Origin of the sequence: Flavonifractor sp. An91 (assembly GCF_002159225.1) — a bacterium.
In the GTDB taxonomy this organism is placed as follows: Bacteria; Bacillota; Clostridia; order Oscillospirales; family Oscillospiraceae; genus Flavonifractor; species Flavonifractor avicola.
In genome coordinates, this window is the sequence record NZ_NFHA01000001.1 from 191925 (window position 1) to 214945 (window position 23021).

At 52.1% G+C, this 23021-nt stretch carries 21 protein-coding genes and 1 pseudogene; 4 read left to right on the forward strand and 18 right to left on the reverse strand.

All coding sequences use genetic code 11. The features are described 5' to 3' along the window. Positions 1-78: 78 nt before the first annotated feature. A complete protein-coding gene (locus B5G42_RS00940; RefSeq protein WP_087265808.1) occupies positions 79-1449 on the reverse strand; it encodes an NAD(P)H-dependent oxidoreductase in 1371 nt (456 codons plus the stop codon). Continuing rightward, positions 1446-1997 (reverse strand): PadR family transcriptional regulator, encoded by a 552-nt coding sequence (locus tag B5G42_RS00945; protein ID WP_087265809.1) that lies wholly within the window; start codon positions 1995-1997, stop codon positions 1446-1448. The genes B5G42_RS00940 and B5G42_RS00945 overlap by 4 nt, the downstream gene beginning before the upstream one ends. Before the next feature lie 159 nt (positions 1998-2156). Here B5G42_RS00945 and B5G42_RS00950 point away from each other — a divergent pair, with 159 nt between their 5' ends. The 4 genes and pseudogenes from B5G42_RS00950 (at position 2157) to B5G42_RS00965 (ending at position 3935) form a co-directional block, all read left to right on the forward strand. After that, a complete protein-coding gene (locus B5G42_RS00950; RefSeq protein WP_087265810.1) occupies positions 2157-2504 on the forward strand; it encodes a hypothetical protein in 348 nt (115 codons plus the stop codon). Between the two features lie 68 nt (positions 2505-2572). Beyond that, positions 2573-2689: pseudogene (locus tag B5G42_RS18905) on the forward strand (chloramphenicol acetyltransferase); the annotation flags it as partial. Positions 2690-2742: 53 nt separating this feature from the next. Further along, positions 2743-3570: a MerR family transcriptional regulator gene (locus tag B5G42_RS00960; RefSeq protein ID WP_206406149.1), complete on the forward strand. Its 828-nt coding sequence runs from the start codon at positions 2743-2745 to the stop codon at positions 3568-3570. Continuing rightward, entirely contained in the window at positions 3492-3935 is a 444-nt protein-coding gene (locus tag B5G42_RS00965) for a GNAT family N-acetyltransferase (protein WP_087265814.1), read from the forward strand. The genes B5G42_RS00960 and B5G42_RS00965 overlap by 79 nt, the downstream gene beginning before the upstream one ends. 50 nt (positions 3936-3985) lie before the next feature. Here B5G42_RS00965 and B5G42_RS00970 read toward each other — a convergent pair whose 3' ends face one another. The 16 genes from B5G42_RS00970 to B5G42_RS01045 form a co-directional block, all read right to left on the reverse strand. After that, positions 3986-4462 carry a flavodoxin gene (locus tag B5G42_RS00970; RefSeq protein ID WP_087265816.1) on the reverse strand — a complete coding sequence of 159 codons (477 nt, stop codon included), beginning with the start codon at positions 4460-4462 and terminating at the stop codon, positions 3986-3988. Between the two features lie 142 nt (positions 4463-4604). Continuing rightward, the gene (locus B5G42_RS00975; RefSeq protein ID WP_087265818.1) at positions 4605-4823 is read right to left on the reverse strand and encodes an aspartate dehydrogenase; all 219 of its coding nucleotides are present in this window, start codon (positions 4821-4823) and stop codon (positions 4605-4607) included. A 13-nt stretch (positions 4824-4836) separates the two neighbouring features. After that, entirely contained in the window at positions 4837-5565 is a 729-nt protein-coding gene (locus tag B5G42_RS00980; protein WP_087265820.1) for an alpha/beta fold hydrolase, read from the reverse strand. 156 nt (positions 5566-5721) lie between these two features. After that, positions 5722-6255: a GDSL-type esterase/lipase family protein gene (locus tag B5G42_RS00985; RefSeq protein ID WP_087265822.1), complete on the reverse strand. Its 534-nt coding sequence runs from the start codon at positions 6253-6255 to the stop codon at positions 5722-5724. Between the two features lie 563 nt (positions 6256-6818). Next, a complete protein-coding gene (locus B5G42_RS00990) occupies positions 6819-7568 on the reverse strand; it encodes a metallophosphoesterase family protein (protein ID WP_087265824.1) in 750 nt (249 codons plus the stop codon). 24 nt (positions 7569-7592) lie between these two features. Continuing rightward, entirely contained in the window at positions 7593-9230 is a 1638-nt protein-coding gene (locus tag B5G42_RS00995; protein WP_242961082.1) for a recombinase family protein, read from the reverse strand. Between the two features lie 23 nt (positions 9231-9253). Next, the gene (locus tag B5G42_RS01000) at positions 9254-10030 is read right to left on the reverse strand and encodes a recombinase family protein (protein WP_087265828.1); all 777 of its coding nucleotides are present in this window, start codon (positions 10028-10030) and stop codon (positions 9254-9256) included. Positions 10031-10033: 3 nt separating this feature from the next. Then, a complete protein-coding gene (locus B5G42_RS01005; protein WP_087265830.1) occupies positions 10034-11581 on the reverse strand; it encodes a recombinase family protein in 1548 nt (515 codons plus the stop codon). Positions 11582-11650: 69 nt separating this feature from the next. Beyond that, the gene (locus B5G42_RS18345; protein ID WP_006574319.1) at positions 11651-11797 is read right to left on the reverse strand and encodes an SHOCT domain-containing protein; all 147 of its coding nucleotides are present in this window, start codon (positions 11795-11797) and stop codon (positions 11651-11653) included. Next, on the reverse strand, positions 11797-13725 hold the full coding sequence (locus B5G42_RS01010) for an ATP-dependent DNA helicase (protein WP_087265832.1): 1929 nt from the start codon (positions 13723-13725) through the stop codon (positions 11797-11799). The genes B5G42_RS18345 and B5G42_RS01010 overlap by 1 nt, the downstream gene beginning before the upstream one ends. A 381-nt stretch (positions 13726-14106) precedes the next feature. Further along, the gene (locus tag B5G42_RS01015) at positions 14107-14448 is read right to left on the reverse strand and encodes a DeoR family transcriptional regulator (RefSeq protein ID WP_006574316.1); all 342 of its coding nucleotides are present in this window, start codon (positions 14446-14448) and stop codon (positions 14107-14109) included. Between the two features lie 282 nt (positions 14449-14730). After that, positions 14731-15885 carry a hypothetical protein gene (locus B5G42_RS18535; protein WP_242961083.1) on the reverse strand — a complete coding sequence of 385 codons (1155 nt, stop codon included), beginning with the start codon at positions 15883-15885 and terminating at the stop codon, positions 14731-14733. A 55-nt stretch (positions 15886-15940) separates the two neighbouring features. Next, complete coding sequence (locus tag B5G42_RS18540; RefSeq protein ID WP_242961084.1) at positions 15941-17827, reverse strand: XRE family transcriptional regulator; 1887 nt, start codon at positions 17825-17827, stop codon at positions 15941-15943. 185 nt (positions 17828-18012) lie between these two features. Then, a complete protein-coding gene (locus tag B5G42_RS01035; RefSeq protein WP_087265836.1) occupies positions 18013-19116 on the reverse strand; it encodes a hypothetical protein in 1104 nt (367 codons plus the stop codon). A 44-nt stretch (positions 19117-19160) separates the two neighbouring features. Beyond that, the gene (locus B5G42_RS01040) at positions 19161-19883 is read right to left on the reverse strand and encodes a helix-turn-helix transcriptional regulator (RefSeq protein WP_087265838.1); all 723 of its coding nucleotides are present in this window, start codon (positions 19881-19883) and stop codon (positions 19161-19163) included. A gap of 81 nt (positions 19884-19964) precedes the next feature. Then, entirely contained in the window at positions 19965-23021 is a 3057-nt protein-coding gene (locus B5G42_RS01045; protein ID WP_087265840.1) for a type III restriction-modification system endonuclease, read from the reverse strand.

A 23021-nucleotide genomic window follows, 5' to 3' on the forward strand; every position in this document is an offset into this window, starting at 1 on the left:
GTCATGAAGGCCCCATGTATTTTTGCTGAAAAGGGTGCTCACCGCTGAGCGGAGAGCACCCTTCAATCAGATCCGTAATCAATTCTGCTTCGCCGATCCGGCACTTTCCCGGGCCTGCTCTACTACCTTTTGGTACGGCCCAATAATGTATTGGTTCATCTGTCCCTTCATCTTCTTCTGCACAGAGGGAACCGCCAGCATGGCACCTACCAGCTTCATTTGCAGAATGCGCTTTTTCTGTTTCTGGGGGAAGTCGTAGATGCCGTGTTCTTTATAGAACTTGTGGTCGGCTTTCATCATGCCTCTCATAACATAAATGAGATCCCAGAAAATCTTCATGCCGCCCACCCCGTAGAAATTGGCCGGGCGGGACAGCTTCTTCTCCATAGCAAATACCACAGCATCGGCCAGATTTTGCACATCGGCAGCAGTATTGCCCTCATCGGTGGCCACGCCACACAGATAGTTGCCGCCCACCTCACTGCGGCCTTCCACGATCATGCGCAGGTTGCTCTCATACTGATAGTCGCCGCTGATCAGGTAGGCAATGGGCGTACCGTGGGTAACAGTACGGTGGCCGTTGCAGAACTGCCGGTCATCAAAGCATTTGAAGCTGGAGTGGGTATAATGGTCGGAGATGGTAAAGGCGTAGACAAAGGCGTCGGCGGTCTGGATGGTATTGCGCAAAAATGCGTCAAATCCATCGGTATAGACACATTTCCCTGTGATGGCGCAGCCGAAACATCCAAGGCAGCCACCGGCAAAGGGAAACTCCCTCAAATTTACCACCCGGCTCTCAAAGGGCAGCGCGGCACGGAAATCAGCAATCATATTCCGGAGGTTTTCATCCTCAGGGGCGCAGTTGGTAACGATCACAACATCCTTCTCTTTGCTTTTGGAGACAGCGGGCAGTACCGGCTGATAGACCGGCTTCTCCCGCCGGGGCGCTCTGGCAGGCGGTGTGACAAACAGCCCGTGCTCGCAGGAAAATATCAGCTGATCGAAAAAGTTCCGTGCCTCCTGCTGACCCTGCTGGGTGAGCAGGTCGTCCATATCGGCGGACAGCCCCCGCACCACATTCATGCCCAAATCAAAGCAGTTCTCCTCCACATAGCGGTGGGCGGTCACATCATAGAAGTGTTTGGATGTGGTGATCTGAGAGACAAACTTGCCGGAGAGGTCCACACCATCTGCCTTGATGAGCTCGATGAGCCGGTGAAGCTGATAGGGCGCAATAAAGGTATAGACCGGATAGCAGAACAGCAGCAGATCTGCCTGCTCCAATTCCTCTCGCAGCGGAGCAAAATCTTTCTCATAGTTTTTGATGCGCTGGCCCACCGGAAGGACAGTGAAGGTATGCTCCGGGTGCAGCGCCTGCAAATACAGCGCGGTGTGGACCGTGGTGGAATTCTTGCCCTTGGGGCTGGCATTCAAAACAAGAATTTTCATGGTTGTTCCTCCAATTCGTGAAGCAGACGGCTGTACCAGCCAATTTCAAAGTCAGCGGCGGCGATACCGTACTGAATGGTGTATCCCTGAAAGCGCAGTATCTGGGACCAATCGGTCCCAGACGGCAATTCCTGCGGGTCCATCTGCCGGAATTGCTGCTGAATGGCACAGAGGACCCCGCGGGTCTCCTTCATCTGCCGGATGTAGTCCCGAATAGCGGCCAGGCGCTCCTCCGGCCGTGCCAGCCCCGCAAAGAACAGACGGGATAGCTCCATGTTCTTCACCCTGTCCGCCTGCATGGGTTGAGCCACCCAGGCAGAAAAAACAGATCTGCCAGTTTCCGTGATGGAAAAGCGCTTTTTACGGCGCTTGCCCTGGATCACTTCACAGGCTGTCACCTTGCCCTCTTTCTTCAGCTTGGCAAGAGCCGTCTGCACGCTGCCCGCGCTATGGGAACAGATCAGGGCCAGTTTTTTCTTGATGAATTGCTGCAACTCATACCCCGTCATGGGAGATAGAATCAGCAGCCCTAAAATCAGGTATTCCATAACGCCCTCCAATATATCTAATAGAGATATTATAGAGCAGGACTTGTGTTTCAGTCAATGCAAAACTGCACAGCTCTACTTGCCGTATCTTGGTAATCCAAGTATACTGAATACAGCATCAGGGAACTGTTTCGCACGGAAAGGAAGGAGGCTGGCTCTATGGATACTATTCGCGCAAAAGAACTGTTGTCCGCCTTGGCGGACGGTATGGACCCGTTTACTGGTGAACTCTTTCCACCAAACCATATTTGCAATCATCCGGATATCATCCGCGCGCTGCACCATATCCTCTCCTCGACTCAGGACGCCAAAAAAGGGGCGAACACACCAAACGCAGGAAAGTCCTGGCCTCAGGCAGAACAAGATAAATTGGTTGATGAGTTTTATTCTGGAATGAAACTCTCCGCCATTGCCAGAGAGCACGGAAGAAGCCGGGGCGCAATTGAGGCAAAATTGGCACACCTGGGTTTGATTGAAAACGCCTATTTTGGCAAGAAGCCAAAATAGCCCCAGATTCTCTCTAAAAAAGATTAGAAGCGCTATGATTATCCGTATGGATTTAGGGTAAATATCGAAAAAAGTGGCTGCGTACCATTCTGCCAGTGTCCTTCCAGTTCCACCACACCCAGATGGATGGAATTCCGGCGGCAGAATTTTTAGAGCGCCTGCAACAGGAGATCCATCAAGTCTAACATTTCCCCTTGACTCTGACGCTCCGTCAACTGATACAGTATCCCCAGGAGGGATGTTTATGGAGTATTCCATTCAGGAACTGTCGCACCTGTCCGGGGTGACCACCCGCACGCTGCGCTGGTACGACCAGATCGGGCTGCTGAAACCCAGCCGGGTAGCGGAGAGCGGCTACCGCTATTACGGCAAGGCAGAAGTAGACCGGCTGCAGGACATTCTCTATTACCGGGCCCTCGGGGTGGAGCTGGCCCGGATCAAGAAATGTCTGGACGATCCCTCCTTTGACCGTCTGGCCGCCCTGCGAAACCATCTTGCCGCTTTGGAGGCAGAGCAGGAAAGGCTGGGGAAACTGATCCGGTCGGTAAAAGAGACCATCGGAGCGGAAGAAAGGAAGGAATTTATGAGCGACGAGCAGAAATTTGAGGCGTTCAAGGAGCGCACGGTAGCCCACACCGAGGAAGTTTACGGAGCCGAGACCCGGGCCAAGTACGGAGATAAAGAGGTAGACGAGGCCAACGCCGCGGTGATGAATTTGACCCAGGAGCAATATCAGGCATGGACCGGCCTGGGTCAGGAGATTCAAGAGCGGCTGGAGGCGGCTGTCCAGGCTGGCCTCTCCCCGGAAAGCGAGGAGGGAAAAGAAATCTGCACTCTTCACCGCCAGTGGCTTACCATCACCGGGAACCAGTATGATGCCGCAAAGCATCGTGGGATTGCGGAGCTGTATGTGATGGATGAACGGTTTACCGCCTACTATGATATCATAAGTCCCATCAAGACTGCCAGGCAAAGGTGGACCATCCCATGGAAATCAGAAAAGTGGAAACGGACAAAAAGAGATACCTGGATTTACTGCTGCTGGCAGACGAGCAGGAGGACATGATTGACCGCTATCTGGAGCGTGGGACCATGTATGTGCTGGAAGACGGTGGGGTCAAGGCTGAATGCGTGGTGACCGACGAGGGGGATGGGGTTCTGGAACTGAAAAACATTGCCGTAAAACCGGACTGTCAGGGCAGGGGGTATGGGAAGGCCATAGTGGACTTCCTCATCCGAACCTACACAGGACAGTATACGGTGCTGCAGGTGGGTACTGGGGACAGCCCCTCCACCGTTCCGTTTTACGAATCCTGCGGCTTTTACAGACATCACCTGGTCAAGAACTTTTTCACCGCCCACTATGACCACCCGATCTATGAGTGCGGTGTTCAGTTGGTGGATATGGTGTACCTTCAAAGAGAGCTATAAAAAGTGGAGTGTCTATTGGGACACTCCACTTTTTCAACATTTGGGATGTATTACAGCTTCAGCCCGTCCACCCAGGTCTTCAGCTCCGCCTCATTCAGGCGGCCATTGAGCATCCGGCCATCCAGAATCTTGGCGCCGGGGGCGCTGACCTGAAGCCCAGCCGCCGACTTGCCCAAACCACTGCCGCCAGAGGTGGCGAAGAGAACAATGGTTTTTCCGGTGAAGTCATAGGCCTCCAGGAAGGTGTTGAGAATGGTGGGGGCCACATACCACCACACGGGGAAGCCCAGGAAGATCACATCGTGTTCGGCTACCGGGGCGTTGGTGTCAGCCAGAGCAGGGCGCGAGCGGATGTCCTTCATCTCCACACTGGAGCGGGAGCCTTTGTCCATCCAGTTCAGATCGGCGCTGGTGTAGGGCACAGCAGGTTTGATCTCATAGAGTTCCCCGCCCACGGCGTTTGCCAGAGCCTTTGCCGCTTTGGCGGTAGTGCCGGTAGCGGAAAAATAAGCAACCAATGCGTTCATACGAACAACCTCCTTACGCATCTTCTGCCCTCATTGTAAATCCGACACGCAGGAATGTAAAATGCTCATTTTCTATTTACCGCTATTCCGACAAGGCATTTCTGCTTTTCTGCCGGGAAGCTCCCTGTATTTCCGCTCAAAATCAATAGTGCGTAGAGATCTCACCCGCACCGATACCATAGAGGCGGCAAAATTCCTCCAGGTCGCCGGAGGTGCGGATCAGCATGACCTCGGTAAATTTCCCGGTGTGGATGTCCTGAAATCCTGCTACCTTTTCCCCAGTACAGATGCTGGAGCGGATCACCGGCTTCTGGTTTTCCTGGTCATAGGTACGCTTCTCCTGCTTTTTCTTGAAAAACATCCGGTGCCCCTCCTCAATTCTCAGCATCAGCCGGCCACAGAAACGCTTTTATGGCAGCTACCGTCTGAGCCTGCTGCTCCTGGGCGGAAATAGTGGCCGGGGGATCGCCTTTCTGGGGTCCGTAGTTGCCGAACTGAGCGTGGTTGCCCCCTTCGATCTCCACAATGTTCTCCGTGTAGTCGATATGGTCCTCCACACTCTGGTTGAGGGAGCCGTAGATGGTGAGCGTCTTTTCATCCGGATAATCACCGTAGATATAGGCACCCATCAGAATAAGCCCTTCTACCTGGTCGGGATGGTCCGAGGCATACTTGGACGCCATGGCGCCGCCCATGGAGTGGCCGGCCATATACCAGTGCTGGATCTCAGGAAACCGGGCAATCACCACTTCTGCCGCATTGGCATCAAATATTGCCATATTAAAAGGCATATGTACCAAAATACAAGTAACCCCGGTCTGTCGGATCTGATCCAGCAGAGGCAGGTAAGCCTCTGCCTCCACTTTGGCGCCGGGATAGAAAATGATGGCGGTGTCCGTGGGATAAGTCGGGGATAAAATCGTCAGATTGTCCTGTACCGTAATGCCGCTGTCCTGGGACATCACCTCCAGGGCAGTTTCGTCCGCTGGATAATAGTCGGACACATACCAGAAAAACAGCCCCGTCAGAATGGCCAGGATCAGAAGAACGATTCCTCCAGCGATGAGCCATTTTTTATGTCGGGGCATTCGCTTTGTTTGCATGGATGAATCACCTCATTGCTCATTCCGGGGCAGATGCGCCCGGATGGTGTAGCGACGTCGCCCAGTTGTGGACTGATCACCTGCTGGGGGCATTCGTTGATACAGCGCAGGCACTGGTACCGGGAGCAAAACGGCCCCAGATCGAGAAAATTCGTTTCATCTGAGTACCTCCAAAAGGTTCGCTGCAAAGGCTCTGTGGCCCTGCTCTGTAAAATGGACTCCATCATAAGCAAGGGAAATATTCCATTCCCCGGCATCGGCAAAGCGGATACCAAGCTGCTGGGCAAGTCTGCGGCAACACCCTGCAAAAGTGCGGGAATGGTCAATCAGCTGCTGACTGGGCACCCACTGCCCCGGAGCCATGGGCGGCGGTACGATCAACAAAATTTGATTCGGTTTCAGCGACAGTTGGGAGAGGACGTGCTTCAGTTTGCCGGCAGCCTGCTCAGGACTGCATCCTTGGAGCAGATCGTTGGTACCCAGCATGAAAATCAGCAGGTCGGTGTCCGCTGGAAGGTCAGGCGCTGACCTGGGAATCTCCCGTCCATTCTCTCCCATGTTGCAGACTTCCCAACCGGTTTCTGAGGCCAGGATATCCACCCACCGGCTGTCCACATCATACCGCCCGCCCAACCAAGAGCGTGGATCATAGCCATAGGTGTTAGAATCGCCAAAACAGACAATCTTCATCCAAGTTCTCCTCTTTGCATATTACTGAGCGCTTGTAAATGTACACGATAAATGATAGTACGTTATGTTTCCTCGGTCAAATTGATATTCAAGCTTCTCTAAGCAATATGGCATAGCCTCCGTTCCGGAGCCCTGTCGATCAGCTGTTTTACCGTGGCAAAGTAGCCTTTGGTACCAGCCAGCCGAGGGAAGTACAAAACATTATGATTTTAATATAGTAAATCTAACATATGACAAAAGCAATAGGTGAAAAAATCCCACCTGCTGAAATCCATAGATCTCAGCAGGTGGGATTTCCATGATACAATGCGTCCCAATCTGAGCGCTAAACAAAGAAAAACCGTCTATAAGACGGTTTTTCTGAGAAAACTGTCTTTTGTTGCCGAAAAAGATACAGCCCGGAAAGCCTTGCGGCTCAATGGGTTCGCGGTTTTGCGCATCTTGTATTTTTGTTTTTCTGCGCTTTTTTCAAGCCATTTCCGAACCCCCATATTGACATACTGACAAAGCCATGTGCAAACAGGATAGGAAAAAAGGGCCATGCGTCAGCACAGCCCTCTTTCTTACTTCAGTCTTATGATCTGCTCATATAGCATAGCATACTTTTTCTCGATCACCATGTTGCTGTGGTAGTGGCCGAAGAACCAATACCGGAAGGTACATCTCTGACACACTTCATCGAAGAACTCGGTCAGTGCGTCTTTTTTGAACATTCCTCCGCTGAACACATCCTGTATGCTGGAGGGGCAGCAGTGGCTGATGATGTAATCCACATTCCAGCGGACACGCTCCAGATTTGCTCTGGCTTCCAGATATTCCGCTTCGCTAGGCAGTTCCTCGGCCCACCAGGAACGATGGTTCACACGAAACAGCGCACCGCGCTGTTCGAGTTGCTGAAACTTTTCCTCGAAGTCTGGATCGTCCGGCTCCAGAATACCATCCTGGATATCATGGGAGGATGCGCCGCCCATGGTAAAAAACTTCCTGCCGTTGAGCTCATATACCTGGCCCCGCATGAGATGCAGGACGGAGGGACGTATCCTCTGGATCTGTCCGCCATGCCACTCCTCTTTGGGATAACCTTTGTAGGCGTCATAGTTTTCATGGTTCCCGAGCACGAAGGCCGTGGTGTAGGGCAGACTATCCAGCCAGTCCAGTCCTGCATCATCCCGTGGATCACCGTACCAGATTCCACCAAAGTCTCCACAGACCAGAACCAAATCCTCCTTGGTTATGTGTTCCTGCTCGTAGAAGATGTCCGGGCGGAAGCGGCGGAAATCTCCGTGTGTATCCCCTGTAATGAATATTTCCATAAGTAGTTGCTCCTTGTTTCCATTTTAGCACATGGCCTGCTCGATCTCTACATCACTGTATCGGAATTTGATTCGAATCGTTTCCGCGTCGACTACGGTGATCCGCTCAACCAACTGCCGAACGATCCCGTCATCATACTGTTGGAAGCCACTGAGGTGTTCCTCCAGGTAAGCTGCTAACTCTGCCATACGTGAGTCCTCGTTGATTCTGTTGGCTGCCTCCTTCTTCGCTGCATCAATCCGTGTCTGCAGGTGCTGCTTTTCTTCCAACAGGGCCTTGAGCTGCTCTGTTAGTGTCAGGTCATCCATGTGGGCCAATACCTGATCCAACAGTGTATTCTGCCGTGTGGTAAGTGCTTCCATGTTGCGTTCTAATTCCATCAAGTTGTTCCCGTCCCCTTCCGGAGTACATACCATTCGGAGCGTCTCTGCAAGTTCATCCTGCAGGCCATCGCTTGCTTCGACTACCCGGTTAAGCACCGTGAGGATCGCGGTATGCAGCTTGTCCTCTGCCATGGAAGGCGAGTTATGGCAGTATTTTTTCCCGAATTCTAGCCGGGAGACGCACCGCCAGACGATCCGTTTGACGCCGTTCCTGGCCCAGGTACACCGCTTATAGGGGGAACCACACTCACCACAGACCAGCCGCTCACTGAGCGCATACTTGGCGGAATATTTGCCCTGTTCTGTTTTTCCGCTTTTCTGCAGAATCTTTCGCTTGCTGGTCCGCCGTGCCATCTCCTCCTGTACCCGCTGGTAGATGTCCCGCGGGATAATAGCAGGGTGGTTGTCCTTGATGTAATACTGCGGCAACTCGCCGGTATTCTTCTTGACCTTTTTGCTGATGCAGTCTGTGGTGAATGTCTTTTGCAGCAGGGCGTCTCCCGCATACTTTTCATTGGTGAGGATGTTATGCACGATCTGATGGGACCATGCCTTGACACCCTTTGCGGTGGCGATCCCATCCTGGGTAAGTTCTCTCTGGATCTGGCCCTCACTGCAGCCCTCCAGGTACCGGCGGAAGATTCGCCGCACCACCTCGGCCTCCTCCGGTACGATCTCCGGCTTACCGTCCGCTCCTCTTTGGTAGCCCAGCATGGATCTGTAGTGGAAGTTGACCTTTCCTTCTTTCATTGCCATCCGGATACCCAGCTGGATATTGGAGCTGAGTGATTCACTCTCGGCCTGGGCAAATCCGCTGAACAGAGTGATGAGGAACTCGCTGGACTCTGTCAGCGTATTGATATTTTCCTTTTCGAAGATGACCCCGATCCCCCTGGCCTTCAGCATCCGCACCGTCTCCAGGCAGTCTACGGTGTTCCGGGCGAAACGGGAGAGAGACTTTGTGAGGATGAGGTCGATCCCGCCCCGCTTGCAGGCGGTGATCATCCGGTTGAATTCTTTTCGCTTCTTCATACTGGTCCCGGTGATCCCCTCGTCCGCGAAGATCCCCGCCAGTTCCCAATCTGGGGACTCCTCAATTTTCTGGGTGTAGTAGGCTTTCTGGGCGGTGTAGCTGTTGATCTGCTCCTCACTGTCGGTGCTGACCCGGCAGTAAGCCGCCACCCGCTGCCTGCCGTGGAGCCTCGTCTTGTTGCTTGCTACATTGGACCGTGATGCCGGAATGCGGTGGATGGTGCGTTCCAGTGATGATTGTTCCATTTTGCTGTCCTTTCTGTTCCTAATCAGAAGTGTACGGTGATTGCGTTATCTGTTCCGATTATGATATGGGAGACCGTTCGTTCGAAGCGTTCCCAGTCGATTTGGTCGGGCTGCGTTTGGCTTACAGCCGTATCCACACCATCATCACAGCAGGCATACCGGGCAGCTGCCCCTTGCAGGATGTGGGAGAGAGCCTCCTTACCGTCTCCTGGCTGTTCCAACGCCCGGTTAATGGCATTGGCCAGGCGAACAGCCTCCGCAGAGGGCGCGTATGGCTTACATATGGGTTTTTCATGTGCCGCAAGCTGCCGTGCCGTCTGCGCAAGCAGTTCCTCCTTCCCGACAACAAATGCGTTTCTGCAGGCAGAACATTTCAGATGGACGTTTCCGGTATGCCCGATTGGCCCTCCGGTTCGGAGCAGGCGAGTCTGACAGCATCCGCTTCGCAGCTTTTGCCATAAGCCATCCGATTCCGTCCGGCGTGGAAACTTCCCACTTGTCTTTTCTGAGATCTTTTCCTGCACTTGCTGGAAGGTATCTTGGTCAATAATGGGTGGGTATCCATTTCCCCCGGCATAGCGAGAGTTTTCCAGCATTCGCTTGATTTTGTGCTTGTTCCACAGCGGCGATTCCTGAGAGAACGGGATGTTGTCCGCATTCATCCGGTCTGCCAGTGCCTGATAGGATAACCCGGCCAGATAGGTGGTAAATATATTTTGAACAGTGAGTCGTTCCTCCTCCTGGATGACCAGATCGCCGTGTATGATCTGGTAGCCATACAATATCTTCCGATTTGCCATTGCCTACGCCTCCAGCGTCTCTTGGAATTCAAATCCGCCATATAATTGAAAGCGGATGGTGCTCTGGGTATCTACAACGATTCGTTCCACCAGCTTGGTGAACAGGATTTCGTCAAAGCTGGACAGAGTCTCTGGTCCGTTCCGGATGGTATCAATCGTCAGGCGAATTGCATCGACCTGCTCATCAATATCCTCATTGCAAAGCAGCTTTCGCCTCTCCCGTCGTAGTTCTGTCAGCTTGGCGTTGAGTTCCGCCTGCTTTGCGGATAAGGCAGCCTTGTCCAGGAGACCTGCCGTGTGCAGCTTTGTGAGGTGATAACTCTGCTCGGATGCCGTGGCGATGGCTGTGTTGACCGCCAGCATGGCCGGGTTGCCGCGGTGCAGGGCATCTGACAAAGTATCCATTTGCCTCAGCACAGGTGACAGCACGATGCCGTCATGGGTGCGAAGCTTACGATACATCCGGAGGAATGCCGCATGGATGCTGTCCTCGCTGATCCGTCCGTTGGGGCAGTCGGCGGCTTTTCTGTCATGCTTGCGACATACCCAGGAGACGTATCCAGCTTTCGAAATTCTCCGCATGTACAGCGTCCCACACTGCCCACAGATGATCTTCCGAGCAAGCGGGGTCTGATCATGTGGAATCGACTGCCGTTCTGCCCGCCGCTTCAGCAGTTCCTGAACTTTTTGAAAGTCCTCATAGCTGATAATGGCAGGGTGGGTATGTTCTACATAATATTGATCCGCCTCGCCATGGTTATCTTTCCTGCGATATGGAAATGTGTTGGTTGTGTAGGTTTTCTGGCAGAGGGCATCTCCAATGTATTTCTCGTTTGTTAAGATCTTTCGAATGGTCTGCTGATGCCATTTTTGCCCACCATGAAGGGGGGCAGGCCCATTCTCACTTAACTCCTGGGCAATCCACTCGGAGCTATATCCTCTAAGATAGGCTGCAAAAATCCACTTTACGATCTTTGCCTGATCCTCTACGATTGTAAGATTCTTACCATCAACGATTTGGTATCCAAATGGTGCGGAGCAGGTAATAAACTCCCCGCGCTCCATGCGGCGCTGATAGCTCATACGTTGGTTTTTGGAGATGGAGATGGATTCCTCCTGGGCCAGAGAAGCGGAAACGCTCACCATCAGTTCTGAGGTGAGCGTTCCAGTGTCGATATTCTCTTTTTCAAACTTGACGGTTACACCCAGCGAGGAAAGTTCCCGCAGGGTGGCGAGGCAGTCACGGGTGTTCCGGGCAAATCGGGAGATGGACTTGACCACGATCTTATCGATTTTGCCCTTCCGGCAGTCTGCCATCAGGCGGTTGAAGTCCTCCCGCTTATCCATCCGCGTGCCGGTCAGGCCCTCATCTGCGTAGATGTCTACCAGATTCCAGCCATCGTGGGCGTTGATCGCCTGCGTATAGGCCCGGATCTGGGCGGCGTAGGAGTGGAGCTGGTCCGCAGAGTCGGAGCTGACACGGCAATAGGCTGCTACCCGCAGGGTGTCTGGTCTCGCTGCCTTGGGTGGGATCACTTGTACTTCAGCCATTTCTCATTCGCCTCCTTCCATCTTTTTCGGCAACGAAACCATACCACACCCCTGCGGGAATAGCCAGCACTATTCCCAAACAGTTCCGGGCCGGTATCGTTCTGCAGACAACCGTTTGGCTCTGGCCAGTTCTTCTTTGGTCAGCAGGCCGTCTGCAGCCATCCGTTCCCATAGACCCACCGATAACAGGTAACGCAGTTCGTTTCGGATCTCCATCACGCAGCCTCCTCAAAGTAGCTCTCATCCTTGACCCGCCGGATAAACCGTTCTACCGCATAGATGCTGCTTGTGACAGGCATTTCCGGCAGCGCGGATTGAACATCCCGGAAGTAACGGCTGCCCTTGGCGGCTCGTTCATCCAAAATGGCGATGGCACAGGTGTCAGTCTCCAAGCGGATGGCTCGTCCGAACCCCTGCTTAAGTCTGATCTGCATCTCCGGCACAGCCACGGCCCGGATGAACGTGCGGAGATCAGGATATGCCTCTCTCTTTTTTTCTTGCAAGGCGTCCGGATATTGGAACGGTAGTCGGGGGATGACCAGCAAAGAGACACAGTCTCCGGGAAAGTCAAAACCCTCCCAGGCGGCGCCGGTGGCAAACAGGACGCTTCCGGGTGCCGCCTTGAACTGGGCCATGGTGTGCGGGGCGTTCCGTCCCATGGTAAACAGCGGGAATGGAAGGGGGTGCTGCTTCAAACGATCCTTCACAGCGGACATGGCTGCATAAGAAGTGAACAGTACCAACGCATGGCCGTGGACCGCGATCAGCAGTGTGCGGATCTCTTCAGCCAGCTTGTCAAAGTAGTCTACTTCGTGCTGCTTGGGCGGCATGGCAGGAAAATACAGCAGGCAGTTTTTCCGGTAATCAAAGGGAGAGGGCGAAACAGATTCCTCCACCCGAGAGTTGCCGGTGAGGCCAGCCTCCTCTTTGAAACGACAAAAGTCCTTGCCTATGGCCAATGTTCCGGAAGTAAGGAGGACAGGCTGGGGCTGTGACCAGAGTGTTGCTTGGAGCTGGGCGGTCAGGTCGGAGATGGAGGCGCACAGCAATGTGCCGCCATCGTTATCCGCCGCAGTGTAGAATACCAGGTCAGAGCGTTCCTCCAAAAACAGATGGACTGCGGAGGATATCCGATCCAATTCCTTTCTGGCGGTTGGTGTCAGTACCCCGCCGAGCTGCCTCTGGATGGTAGCCAGGGTTCGGGCTGGTCCTATCATGTGTCGGACATAGTCCGAAAAAGGGCGGTTACCATCAGGGGGCAGAGACATGAGCTTCAAAAGCGCCGATGCCATATCAGCCAGGGATTCCGATGCCAGCAGATATCGTTCCGCCCGTAGGGTGCGGATCAGCGTGCGGATGTCCTTGGCTGCCAGGGTAATGCCAAACATCTGCCGGGCAGTCTCAGGCAGCTTGTGTGCTTCATCAATAATCAAAGCGCCGACGTCCGGCAGGATGGGGCGGTGACCGCTGCCACGATGGATGGCGTCTGCCAGCAGCAGATTGTGGTTACAGATCTGAAACAGATAGCGGTCAGAGTTGCAGGCTTCCATATAGCAGAGGTACCGGCAGCCATCCCGGCGGCAATCACACACGGAGGGGACACATACCCGGTTTCGATCATATTGGCTGAGATGGGGGGCTTGGTCTGTGTCCAAATAATCCCGCAGGGAGAGGAGGGCCTGGGCAGCCAGCGGATTTTTTCGCTCCAGGTCTACCTGCCGCAGGCGGCGCATCAGACGCTCATCACAGACATAGTGGCCTTTTCCTTTTCGAATGACCGCCCGGATGGGGGCCTGGATCAGCTTATCCTCCAAAAGAACAGAGGAGAGGAACGGGATGTATTCCTCCCTTACCGCCGTTTGCAGGGCGATGCTGGAGGTGGAAATGAGGATGGGCTGGAAAGGGATGTTCTCCCGGCTCAACGCACGAGAAAAAGAAACACCAGCCACCAGATAGGCATAGGTCTTGCCGATTCCCGTTCCCGCGTCACTTAAAGCGATTTTGCTGTGAATCATGGCATCCAGCATCTTGTGGCTCAACTCGATTTGGCTGGGCCGAGCCGTCATGCCATGGCTTGGGAAGATGTCCTGAAAGATATGGTCGATTTCATGATGTGCGACCTGCCTGTTATGATAACTAATCATTTGTAAAATCTCCTTGAATAAGTGAGTTAATTTTTTTCATTATCGTCGTATTTGCAGCTCGCCCCCCGACGATGGGGAACAGTACGGATCGGCTTCCGGCAAGAAGCCGCACGGGCTTTTACCTGGAGTCTCTACTGCTTTCAACTCCAGGGCAGCACCGCCTGTCTTACGCGCAGGCCAAGCGAGGTGTCTCATTATGTACCCAAACAGCGTCATTGCAAAAGCGCGTGCCATAGCGCCCCATGCAGGTGGCGTTCTCGCTCAGCCCAGGGCATTGCCGTGGGCGTCATGGCGCGCGCTGCATGACGCTTGACTGTTTCGGTGGTAATCCGTACTGCTGGTATGAACTTTTCAAGGTGCCGTGGAGCGGTGGGCGCTCCTTCAGGAAGCGAAACGGGCCAGGATCTGGTTCATTTCATCCAGGTCCTCGCCATGCAGTCCAACTGCTAGTCGCTTGAGCAGAGCCGTCTGCTTGGGGGATAGTTTAGGCCGGTCCTGGAAGTACCAGTCGGCCATCTTTACCCCGCCGCCATATCGGCCCCGGACTGTCTCAAGGGGGTAGGTGAGTGTGAGCTCTTCAATGTCACGGCGGATGGTCCGTTCGCAGACGCCGAGTTCCGCCGCCAGATTCTGAACGGTATCGCTCCGCCGCTGGCACAGCAGATTGATGATCTGCTGCTGCCGGTCGTTGATCCTCACACTCTCACCCCCTTTCACCTCCATGGCCGAATCATACAGGTTAAAGCGGACAGCTCATGTCCGGATTAAAAAACTTTTTTGAAAAAATGAGTCCGGCCTTGGTGGACATAGAATAGCATCTCTGCTGAGTGAGCATCGGACATGGCGTGTCCGTCGCGCTACATTCGGAATTAAAAAAAACGGGGCGCATCCAAATGACAATTAAAGTCATTCAGATGCGCCCCGGCGCACGTTTCTGAGTCAACTCTCATCTGGTGCTTTTAGGCTACCATGCAAGAGGTGCATTAGAAACGGAAAGATATCGGTTCAGTTTTTTTCCATGTCATGCCTGGATAATATTTGATTGTCTAATTCCCAGAATTTACTTAAAATATCCCACTTATCATTTGCAATTGCACTTTCTGTAAAACGCACCATGCGATCGTATTCTTCTGGAGAAACATACGGGGTACAACAGCGTATTTTGGCCATATTCATCAGATCGTAATACATTTGTTCCTCAAAGGGATTGCTTAAATCTAAAATCTTCTTGGCCTTTTCCTGTATGCATTGATAGAGTGATTGATTTTCGACTGCTCGATCAATGTCATTCATCTTTTTTTGAGCTTCAGATTCTTCAGGAAACCCACCTTGAAAAATGAGAGTGGCTAAATACACACCTATTGGAGTCATTTCCTCATTATCTTTGATATAAGTGAATTCCTTGTCATGCATACGAAACGCCAGAAGGTTAATCAGTAATTCATCCAGCGATTTAGAGGAAAACAGCCCTTTCTGATACAGCGCATCATGTATTTCGTCCAGCTCATGCGCATAAACCATACGAGCAGCAGTTTCCTTCGAATCTTGTCTGGACATCCAGTCGTTTAAGCTCACAAGCTGTTTTAGAAATTCCATCATCAATTTATATCGAATAACTGGTGAAACGTGGTACATCGTACGCAAAAGAGTGATGAGTTGCTGGTTGATTTGCCGGGACAATTGAGCCTCTAATTCTGCATTGACATAGCTTGGGTTATTTAAGACGAGCTGCTTATCGCTGTCTGTAAGATACTCTCGTACATTTTTTGCTAATTGATTATTAAGGTCAGAACGGGTCTTTAATCTACGATCATTCTTGCGTCCGTCAAAATATTCAGAATTGATCAAGACAATTAGTAGTCCCTGACATTCTGGCCGTATGCAATATGAACTTTTGGGGTTTTCCGGATTTTCTTTAAAATCATCTGGTCGCAACAGCCCATCGCTATGGTCACAAATAGTTTTGATATAGTTTTTAACCGATTTTGTGGTAAGATCAGTACCAAGCCATCGGGAGGTATGTCGAAGAAAAACTGTTAATTCTTCTATTGTCATGTTCTCCATACCAAATTTTTTCTTAACTTCATCGTAAGACGGTGAAGGTTTAGGTGGTAAATCTCGCTGGGGATTTTTGCGTTCAGATTTACGCACACCAGACATGTTGAAGCCTCCTATTTAGCAAACTAAGGTCTCCGGACACAGGGTGTCCAAAATTTTATTTTAGTTCAATATCAAACTCTGCAAGATAAGCCTGGGCATCCTCAACAGGTTCGTTATATTTTACATTTAGGACTTCCTGGTACCAGAGATGAGTGGATTTACTAGGTATCAGTTTAACCCCAAGTGAATCCAGCAGTTTGGAACTGATAATTGGGGGCAAGTTCAACCCCAGACAAATCAGGACAGCAGTCTCTAAGCTTGGAACGTTCTCTCCATTGACGATTCGTCTAATGGTGCGTTCATCTCTATTAATAGCAACGCCCAAGTCAAGATTGCTCATTCCTTTCCAGTTAAGGAGCAGTTTCATGCATTGAGAAGGGTCATCTGTCATTTTCATACGAATTTCTATTTCTTCCTGTTTTTCCTTTTGACGGTAAGCTTTTTGTTGCTCCTTGGTTTTGGCGCGAAAATCCTCATTATATGTAATGTTAAAGGTATAGGCCCCTTCTTCACGATTAAGATAACAAACCGTATGGTATTCCTTGCTAATATCCCCTTGAATCTCCATATCAAAGACCAAACAGCACTCGTCCATATGAGAACGGGCATATTTTGTCAGATGGAGGTGACCTTCGGAATCCTTCTTAATATACATCGGGGCCTTGAAAACATAGTGGTTTTCAAGAAAAAGGTAATCTCCATCCTGCGTCAGAGAATGGAGAGCGGGGTTAACCAGCCGTTGTATTGCTGCATCCCGACCGCTTATGGTAAATGTTTGGTTTCTGGAAATGGCTCCCTTGCTGTAACTGTGCGGTGGGACATAATGGCCATCGATAAAATTAAATGTACCAACAGCCGATTCAAAACCCAGCTCTACCAAGCGAATTTTAGCAGCCTGCTTAGAGACTACAAACTCTACCGAAAGTTGTTGAATTACCGCCTCCATAACTTCAATTTCGTGGTGTGCACCGATTTCGCGCATAAATTTGGCAATATAGTCAGAAGCTTTTGCCTTAAAAGGGGCTGCAGGCATTTGGATTCGAGGAGCTAGTCGGTTAGCTTGCTGTTCCATTTTCTCTGTTGCCTGCTTGGACATATTTGCTCTTGCCCCTCCGACAACCTCACAGGTAATTCCATGTATTTTTTCATTATACAGCTTTTCCAGCATGAACACCTTGCGGTGCTTGATCCAATGGACACATTCGTGGATAATGGTATTGTTGACAGATCCGAGATTACGGAACAGGTACATCCGGGGATCAACAACTATGGTTTTTGCTGGAACATGGATAACTACGTACTTGTCATGTTCGATATCGTACATTTCCGCATCTGCTTCCAAAAAGAAGAGCTGTCCAAAAATGGACCCTTCTTTATTGATACGATGCGTCAAAACCGAAAGCCCCAGACGATCGGCTAAAACATAAGGGTCGACATAAATAGGAGGTTCTCCAACTTTTGTAATTCGTAAGGCTTCTGGATAATATTCCTCAAGAAAGTCTGTAGCCGTTTTTTCATATTGTGCAGGGCGGATATCTGGAACCAGCGCGTCAGACATAGAATTGTCTGGTACATTGCGCTTAACATAAGGCGTAATTTCGCGGATTTCCCAGTCATCTAAGCCTTTGGAGAGGTCCCCTTCGCAGGAAAAGCGAAGCCATGGATAGCAGGTATCATCGCTGTCATTGTGGTGATCGGCAGACGACACGCAAACCTCTAACTCTAGGCCAATGTCAAATGCAATACAGTTGCCAGGTCGATCTGTAACATAAACCCGTTGTACAGTTGCATCTATCAGTTCAGCATTTTTTATTTCAGCCACACGTCTAGTTTCAAGCCCCATTGTGTGCCAATGGTTATCGAGGTACTTTTTTGCGGCATCGTATAGTCCATTATAGCACTTGTTACTGACATGCTCGAAAATCGATCTTACAGCTGCCACTTAAAATCCCCCCTACATGTAAATGACTGATTCTGATAACATTTTATACCATCGGGAGTCTGATAACAAGAGCATTGGAAGATATGTATCGTTCAACAAGTCATACATCACTTGTGCTAAAGAATAAAGAATTTTCAGGAAAAAATAGGCTCGGCCAGTGTCGATCACAGGCCGAGCCATTCTATCTATTCAAATTCCTTGAAATGAGGGTTTTGTGCCAAAAGAGATTGAAGATGCTCTTTCAGCATCGATTCTCCAAACCAGTCACATGCCTCCAGTAACTCCTCTTGCAGGTCGCCTACATAGGCGCTTTGGAACAACTGCCGAACCAGACGAGCATCCTCTTTCAGTTGAGCCAAAAGCTTGGGCTGGACGGTTTGATTCTGACAGAGTTCGTACAGATCATTACCCAACAGCTGTTCGGCGACTTCTGGCTCCTGGAGATGGCACTCGGCAGTATCCAGCAGCAATTTCATCATCTGGATGCCTACTTCCGGTTTCCACTCACTTACTTTTCCCAGGAGTTCCATGGTGTCCATCTCCAAAAGTTCCTCCGCACTCCAGAAGCGGACTGCATCAGGAAAGGCGGCAATCAGCAGATCTCGGCAGGCCCACTCATTCTCTGAGAAGTCCCAGTTGCGGACGGCAGCCTCCAGAGTGGTGCGATCCGGATGGAGCAGGGGATAGGCGCTCCAGTGGGCATCCAGCGCCTCCTGAAGCGTATCAAACAAAGTAGAGCTGTCCTCGCCGGAGAAAAAACTTTCCACATCGCTCAGGCCATCCACCGTTTGATAGAGCCAGTTGGGCCAGGCTTTGTATGCTTCATACTGGGGTAAATCAGGCAGCAAAGATTCCCAAAAAGAACCAAGTTGCTCCTTTGTAAGCAGAAATTGATCCTCAAAGGCTGGTTTTCCGCTGCGGGCCGTACCCAGCACCTCACCTGCCGTGCAGAAGGAATAGCGCTGAAAAAACGCCTGCAAAAGTTGGAGGTTACGTTGTGTCTGATTGTTGGCTGGAACCAAAGCGTGGGACATCCCGTAAATGACGAGCTTGCAGGCCAAAAGCCGTTCTTTTTCTCCACTGCCAAAGTGCGCTTGTATTCCATTCAGAATGGAGAGAACACCACGCTCCAGATCTTCCAGTGCCGTGTCGTGGGCTCGGGAGAGCTTCACGCGTTCTGAGCGGTTCAACGATGAGATGTTCCCAAAATCACCACACCAGCCGCACTCCCAGCGGTTGCCCCGCACCATGACAGGACTGCCGCAGTGCGGACATCGGATTGTTGCCATGGATCACGCCTCCCTTTCCGGCTGCCGTTATACTGAGAAATATTCTATTTGGTAAACAAGGCGTCAGACATCTCGGCGCGCTTGCTCAACCAATTCTGGAATTCCGTAGCCAGACCTGCAATGTGGTCTGTATCCAACCCAGGCGCATCGTCCAACTTCTGATGGGGAAGATCTGCTTCCTCGATCCCGCCCAGCGCCAAAGCCAAAGCCAGTTCCACCTGCATCATCAAATAGAAGCAGTCCATCTTCCGCTCTTTAGGCTGCTTTTGAATGGCCTCCAGAGCGTCCGTCATACCGCCCAAGATACACCGCATCCGGTTCATGGCCACATTGGAATCCCACGCGGTCCACCGGGAACGATTTTTCGGAAACACCGCCTGACGCAGGATGTCCAGCATCTCTTCCAGTTCCCGGCGGTCTAAAATCATCTGTTCATCCTGGGTGAAGGGCTGCCCAGTTGTTTCCCTTAGCAGGCAGCCCACAGGCCTTAGCGGATTCTCCCGAAACAGGAAGTAATCGTGTCCGTCATCGTCCCGGTACATAAAACAGGGACGATGGAACAAGGCGTCCTCCTGTGCCTGGGTGATCTCATCGAACAGCTCCGGCTCCAGACCGAAAAACCGGCTGAGCTGCTCCTTACGGGCCTCCGGCAGCGGCTCCCGGCGGTTCTCCCACAGATTGATGGCCTGGCGGGTGACGCCCAGTTTTTCGGCCAGTTGTCCCTGGCTCAAATTGCACCGCCGACGGATAAAGGATAGTCCATTCATGTGATCTCCTCCTCACTTTGGCCCCATTGTACCGGAACTTGACAGGAGAGGACAAGATGAAAGGTGAAAACACAGGAATAATTATGACACAAGATTCATCAGCTGCTCGAAATCCTTCACCACATCATAAGTAATGCTGCTGTTGCTGATTGCCGCAAAATGGGCTTTGGCACACTCAATTTTTGCTTCCTCCACGCCACGCAACTCCATGGTGTCGTTGCTACCCTTGGTCTCCGCCACGAAATAGACGTGTTTCACAGTGCCTTCATGGAAGGCAATGGCCCAGTCGGGGCTGTACTTGCCCACCGGTGTGGAGATGAAGAAGGATTTCGGTAGTTTTACATAGACGGCAACTTTTTCGTTGATATCCAATTGCCCGGCGAACTTGCGCTCGCCATCCGAATCATAGATCAGATAGTCATAGATGCTTCGGTCCACCGGCATGGCATTCTGCCCCAGTTTTCCCCGCAGCGTGGCAGCAGTAAAGATATCAGTATCGTAGACCGCATCCAGCTTGTTATAGGCGATATGCTGGATGATGGCCGTAGCTTTCTCGTTGTTGATGATTTTCCCTGCCTTGAGAATGAACTCCTCCGGATTGAGGCGGTACATGGCAAATTTCTGTGGAGCCATTCCGGCCAGAATGGCCGCGACGGTGGCACGGGTCAGGCCGGTCTCCTCCACCAGTTTGCCCACCAGATCGTAGCGTACACTACCCAGTACAGAGTGATCTGCCACTTCCTGATCCGCTTTCCGCTGCGTGAAGCCTTCGCCCTGGAGCAGCTGATCCTTCGACTGAATCTTCGATTCCTGCTCACCATATTCCTTTTTCACAAAAATACGGGAGACCTCCAGATGACCGTTTAGCTTGTCAATGGCTTTTTGGATGAGGTCTTTTGTGTCAAAAGAGACTGTATAGAAGGATTTCTGGTTGATCTTCTCCCAGAGGGCCAGAAACTCCTTCTTTTTCAGCTTGTCGGGGTCCACCTTGGCCTCCACATTATTTCCGTGAGCATCTTCAAGCTCCACGGAGTGGCTGTCATAGATGGTGGACAAGATGGATACCACAGAGGCGGCACAGTCCTTGACCTCTTCGGCCACCTGAACGGTGCCGCTGGCCTTGTCGGCGTAGTACTTGTCCGTCAACTCGCCCCGCTTCACATAGCCGTTGCCGATCAAATCCTCGTAAATGGCCTCCGCCAAATCACGGGTAACTTTGACGGTTTCCCCGTTGGCGTTGGTGAGCACCTTGTCCATGAACAGCTGTACATCCACCTTCTTGGGACGGTCAGCCAGGGACTCAGCCAGGCCGGATTGGAGCGCCTCGGCAAACTTGCCGAAGGCCATATCGGTGACCAGGGTCAGCTTGTTCAGCTCCTGCACCTCACTGCCCAGCACACTCTCGTCCATCCGCTCGCCCTGCTGATTGACGCACAGGCGCAGGCCGCGCCCAATCTCCTGGCGGCTGCGGATCTCCGACTCGCTCTGGGGCTTCAGGGTACAGATCTGGAACACATTGGGGTTGTCCCAACCTTCCCGAAGGGCAGAGTGGGAGAAGATAAACCGCACCGGCTCGTCCAGGCTGAGCAGCCGCTCCTTATCCTTCATAATCAGGTCGTAGGCATCGGCATCATCAGAGGTCTGGGTTTTGCGGTCCACCTTACTCTCCACAAAGCGAGCCTTCTTGCCCTTTTTCTTGTCGATGGAGAAGTAGCCTTGGTGTGTCTCATGGGCGGAGATTTTGTCCAGATAGCTGAGATAGGCCTCGTCGCCAATCTCCCGCTGGAGCTCGCTTACCACATTTTCATACTCTTCCTCAAACATCCGAGCATACTCGCCGTTACGGCCATCGTCGTTATCGCCGTCGTACAAGCGGTATTTGGCCACCTCGTCAATAAAGAACAGGCTGAGCACCTTGATGCCCTTGGGGTAGAGCTCCCGCTCCCGGCGGATGTGGGTGCGGATGGTTTCACGGATCTGGACACGCCGCTGGAGAGCGGTCATCTGCTCGTTGCCCTGAATCTGTCCGGCATAGAGTTTCAGACCATTGAGGAAAGTGACCGAGTTGTCCCGACCGTCAATGCCGTCGGGCAGGATCACATAGCGGTCGGAGTATTCCTCCAGACCGTTGGACAGCGCAAAGAGGTCGTCCCCTCCGCTGACTTTTTTGACAACAGTTTTGGTACCAGTTGCCCCCTTGACCTCGAACCCCAGGCGGGCGGTGGGTGCCTTGTTTTTGTAGAGGTCGATGCCCTCCAGATAGACATAGCTATTGGTAGCAGTGGAGCCGGTGAGGGTGACGCCCAGCGCGGCGATCTTCTTCACCAGATGCTGGTTGTAGGCGTCCATGGCGTCCAGCCGGTACACCATGTCGTACTTCTCCTTGTGGGTGGCGGAGTAGCGCAGGGTAAAGAGCGGGTTGAACTTCTTCAGGCTCTCTTTAGTCTGCTTGCCCTCCACACTCTGGGGCTCATCGATAATGAGAATGGGATTGGTCTTTGCAATGATGTCAATGGGCTTGCGGCTGCGGAAGGTGTCCAGCTTCTTGTCAATGATTCGCTGATTCTTGCTGGAGTTGAAAGCCTGCATGTTAATGATCATCACATTGATGGCGCTGTCAGAAGCGAAGCGGTCTACCTCGGTGAGCCGGTCGGAGGAGTAGATGAAGAACCGGATCTTCTTGCCATACTCTCCGGCAAAGTGCTCCTGGGTGGTCTGGAGGGACTTGTAGACGCCCTCCCGGATGGCCACCGACGGCACTACGACGATGAATTTGCTCCAGCCGTAGCGGGCATTGAGCTCGTACATGGTTTTTACATAAGTATAGGTCTTGCCGGTGCCCGTCTCCATCTCAATGGACAGGTTGATGCCCGGCCCGGCCAGGGCATCGGAGGGCTTTAAGCCGCCCCGGCGCTGGACGGCGTGCAGGTTGTCCAGAATACGGGCGTTGGTCAGCTCCGGCACCAGAGGGTGGTTCCGGAAGCCGGTGTCCGTCATGTCCAGGTCAGTCTGGACATTGGTCATATCACCCAGATCCAGGCGGTAGGTGGTGGTGCGCATGGGCTGGCCGTTGAACACATCGCAGACCGCCGCAGCCGCCTCTGCCTGAAAGGGCTGGTGTTTGAATTGAAGTTTCAT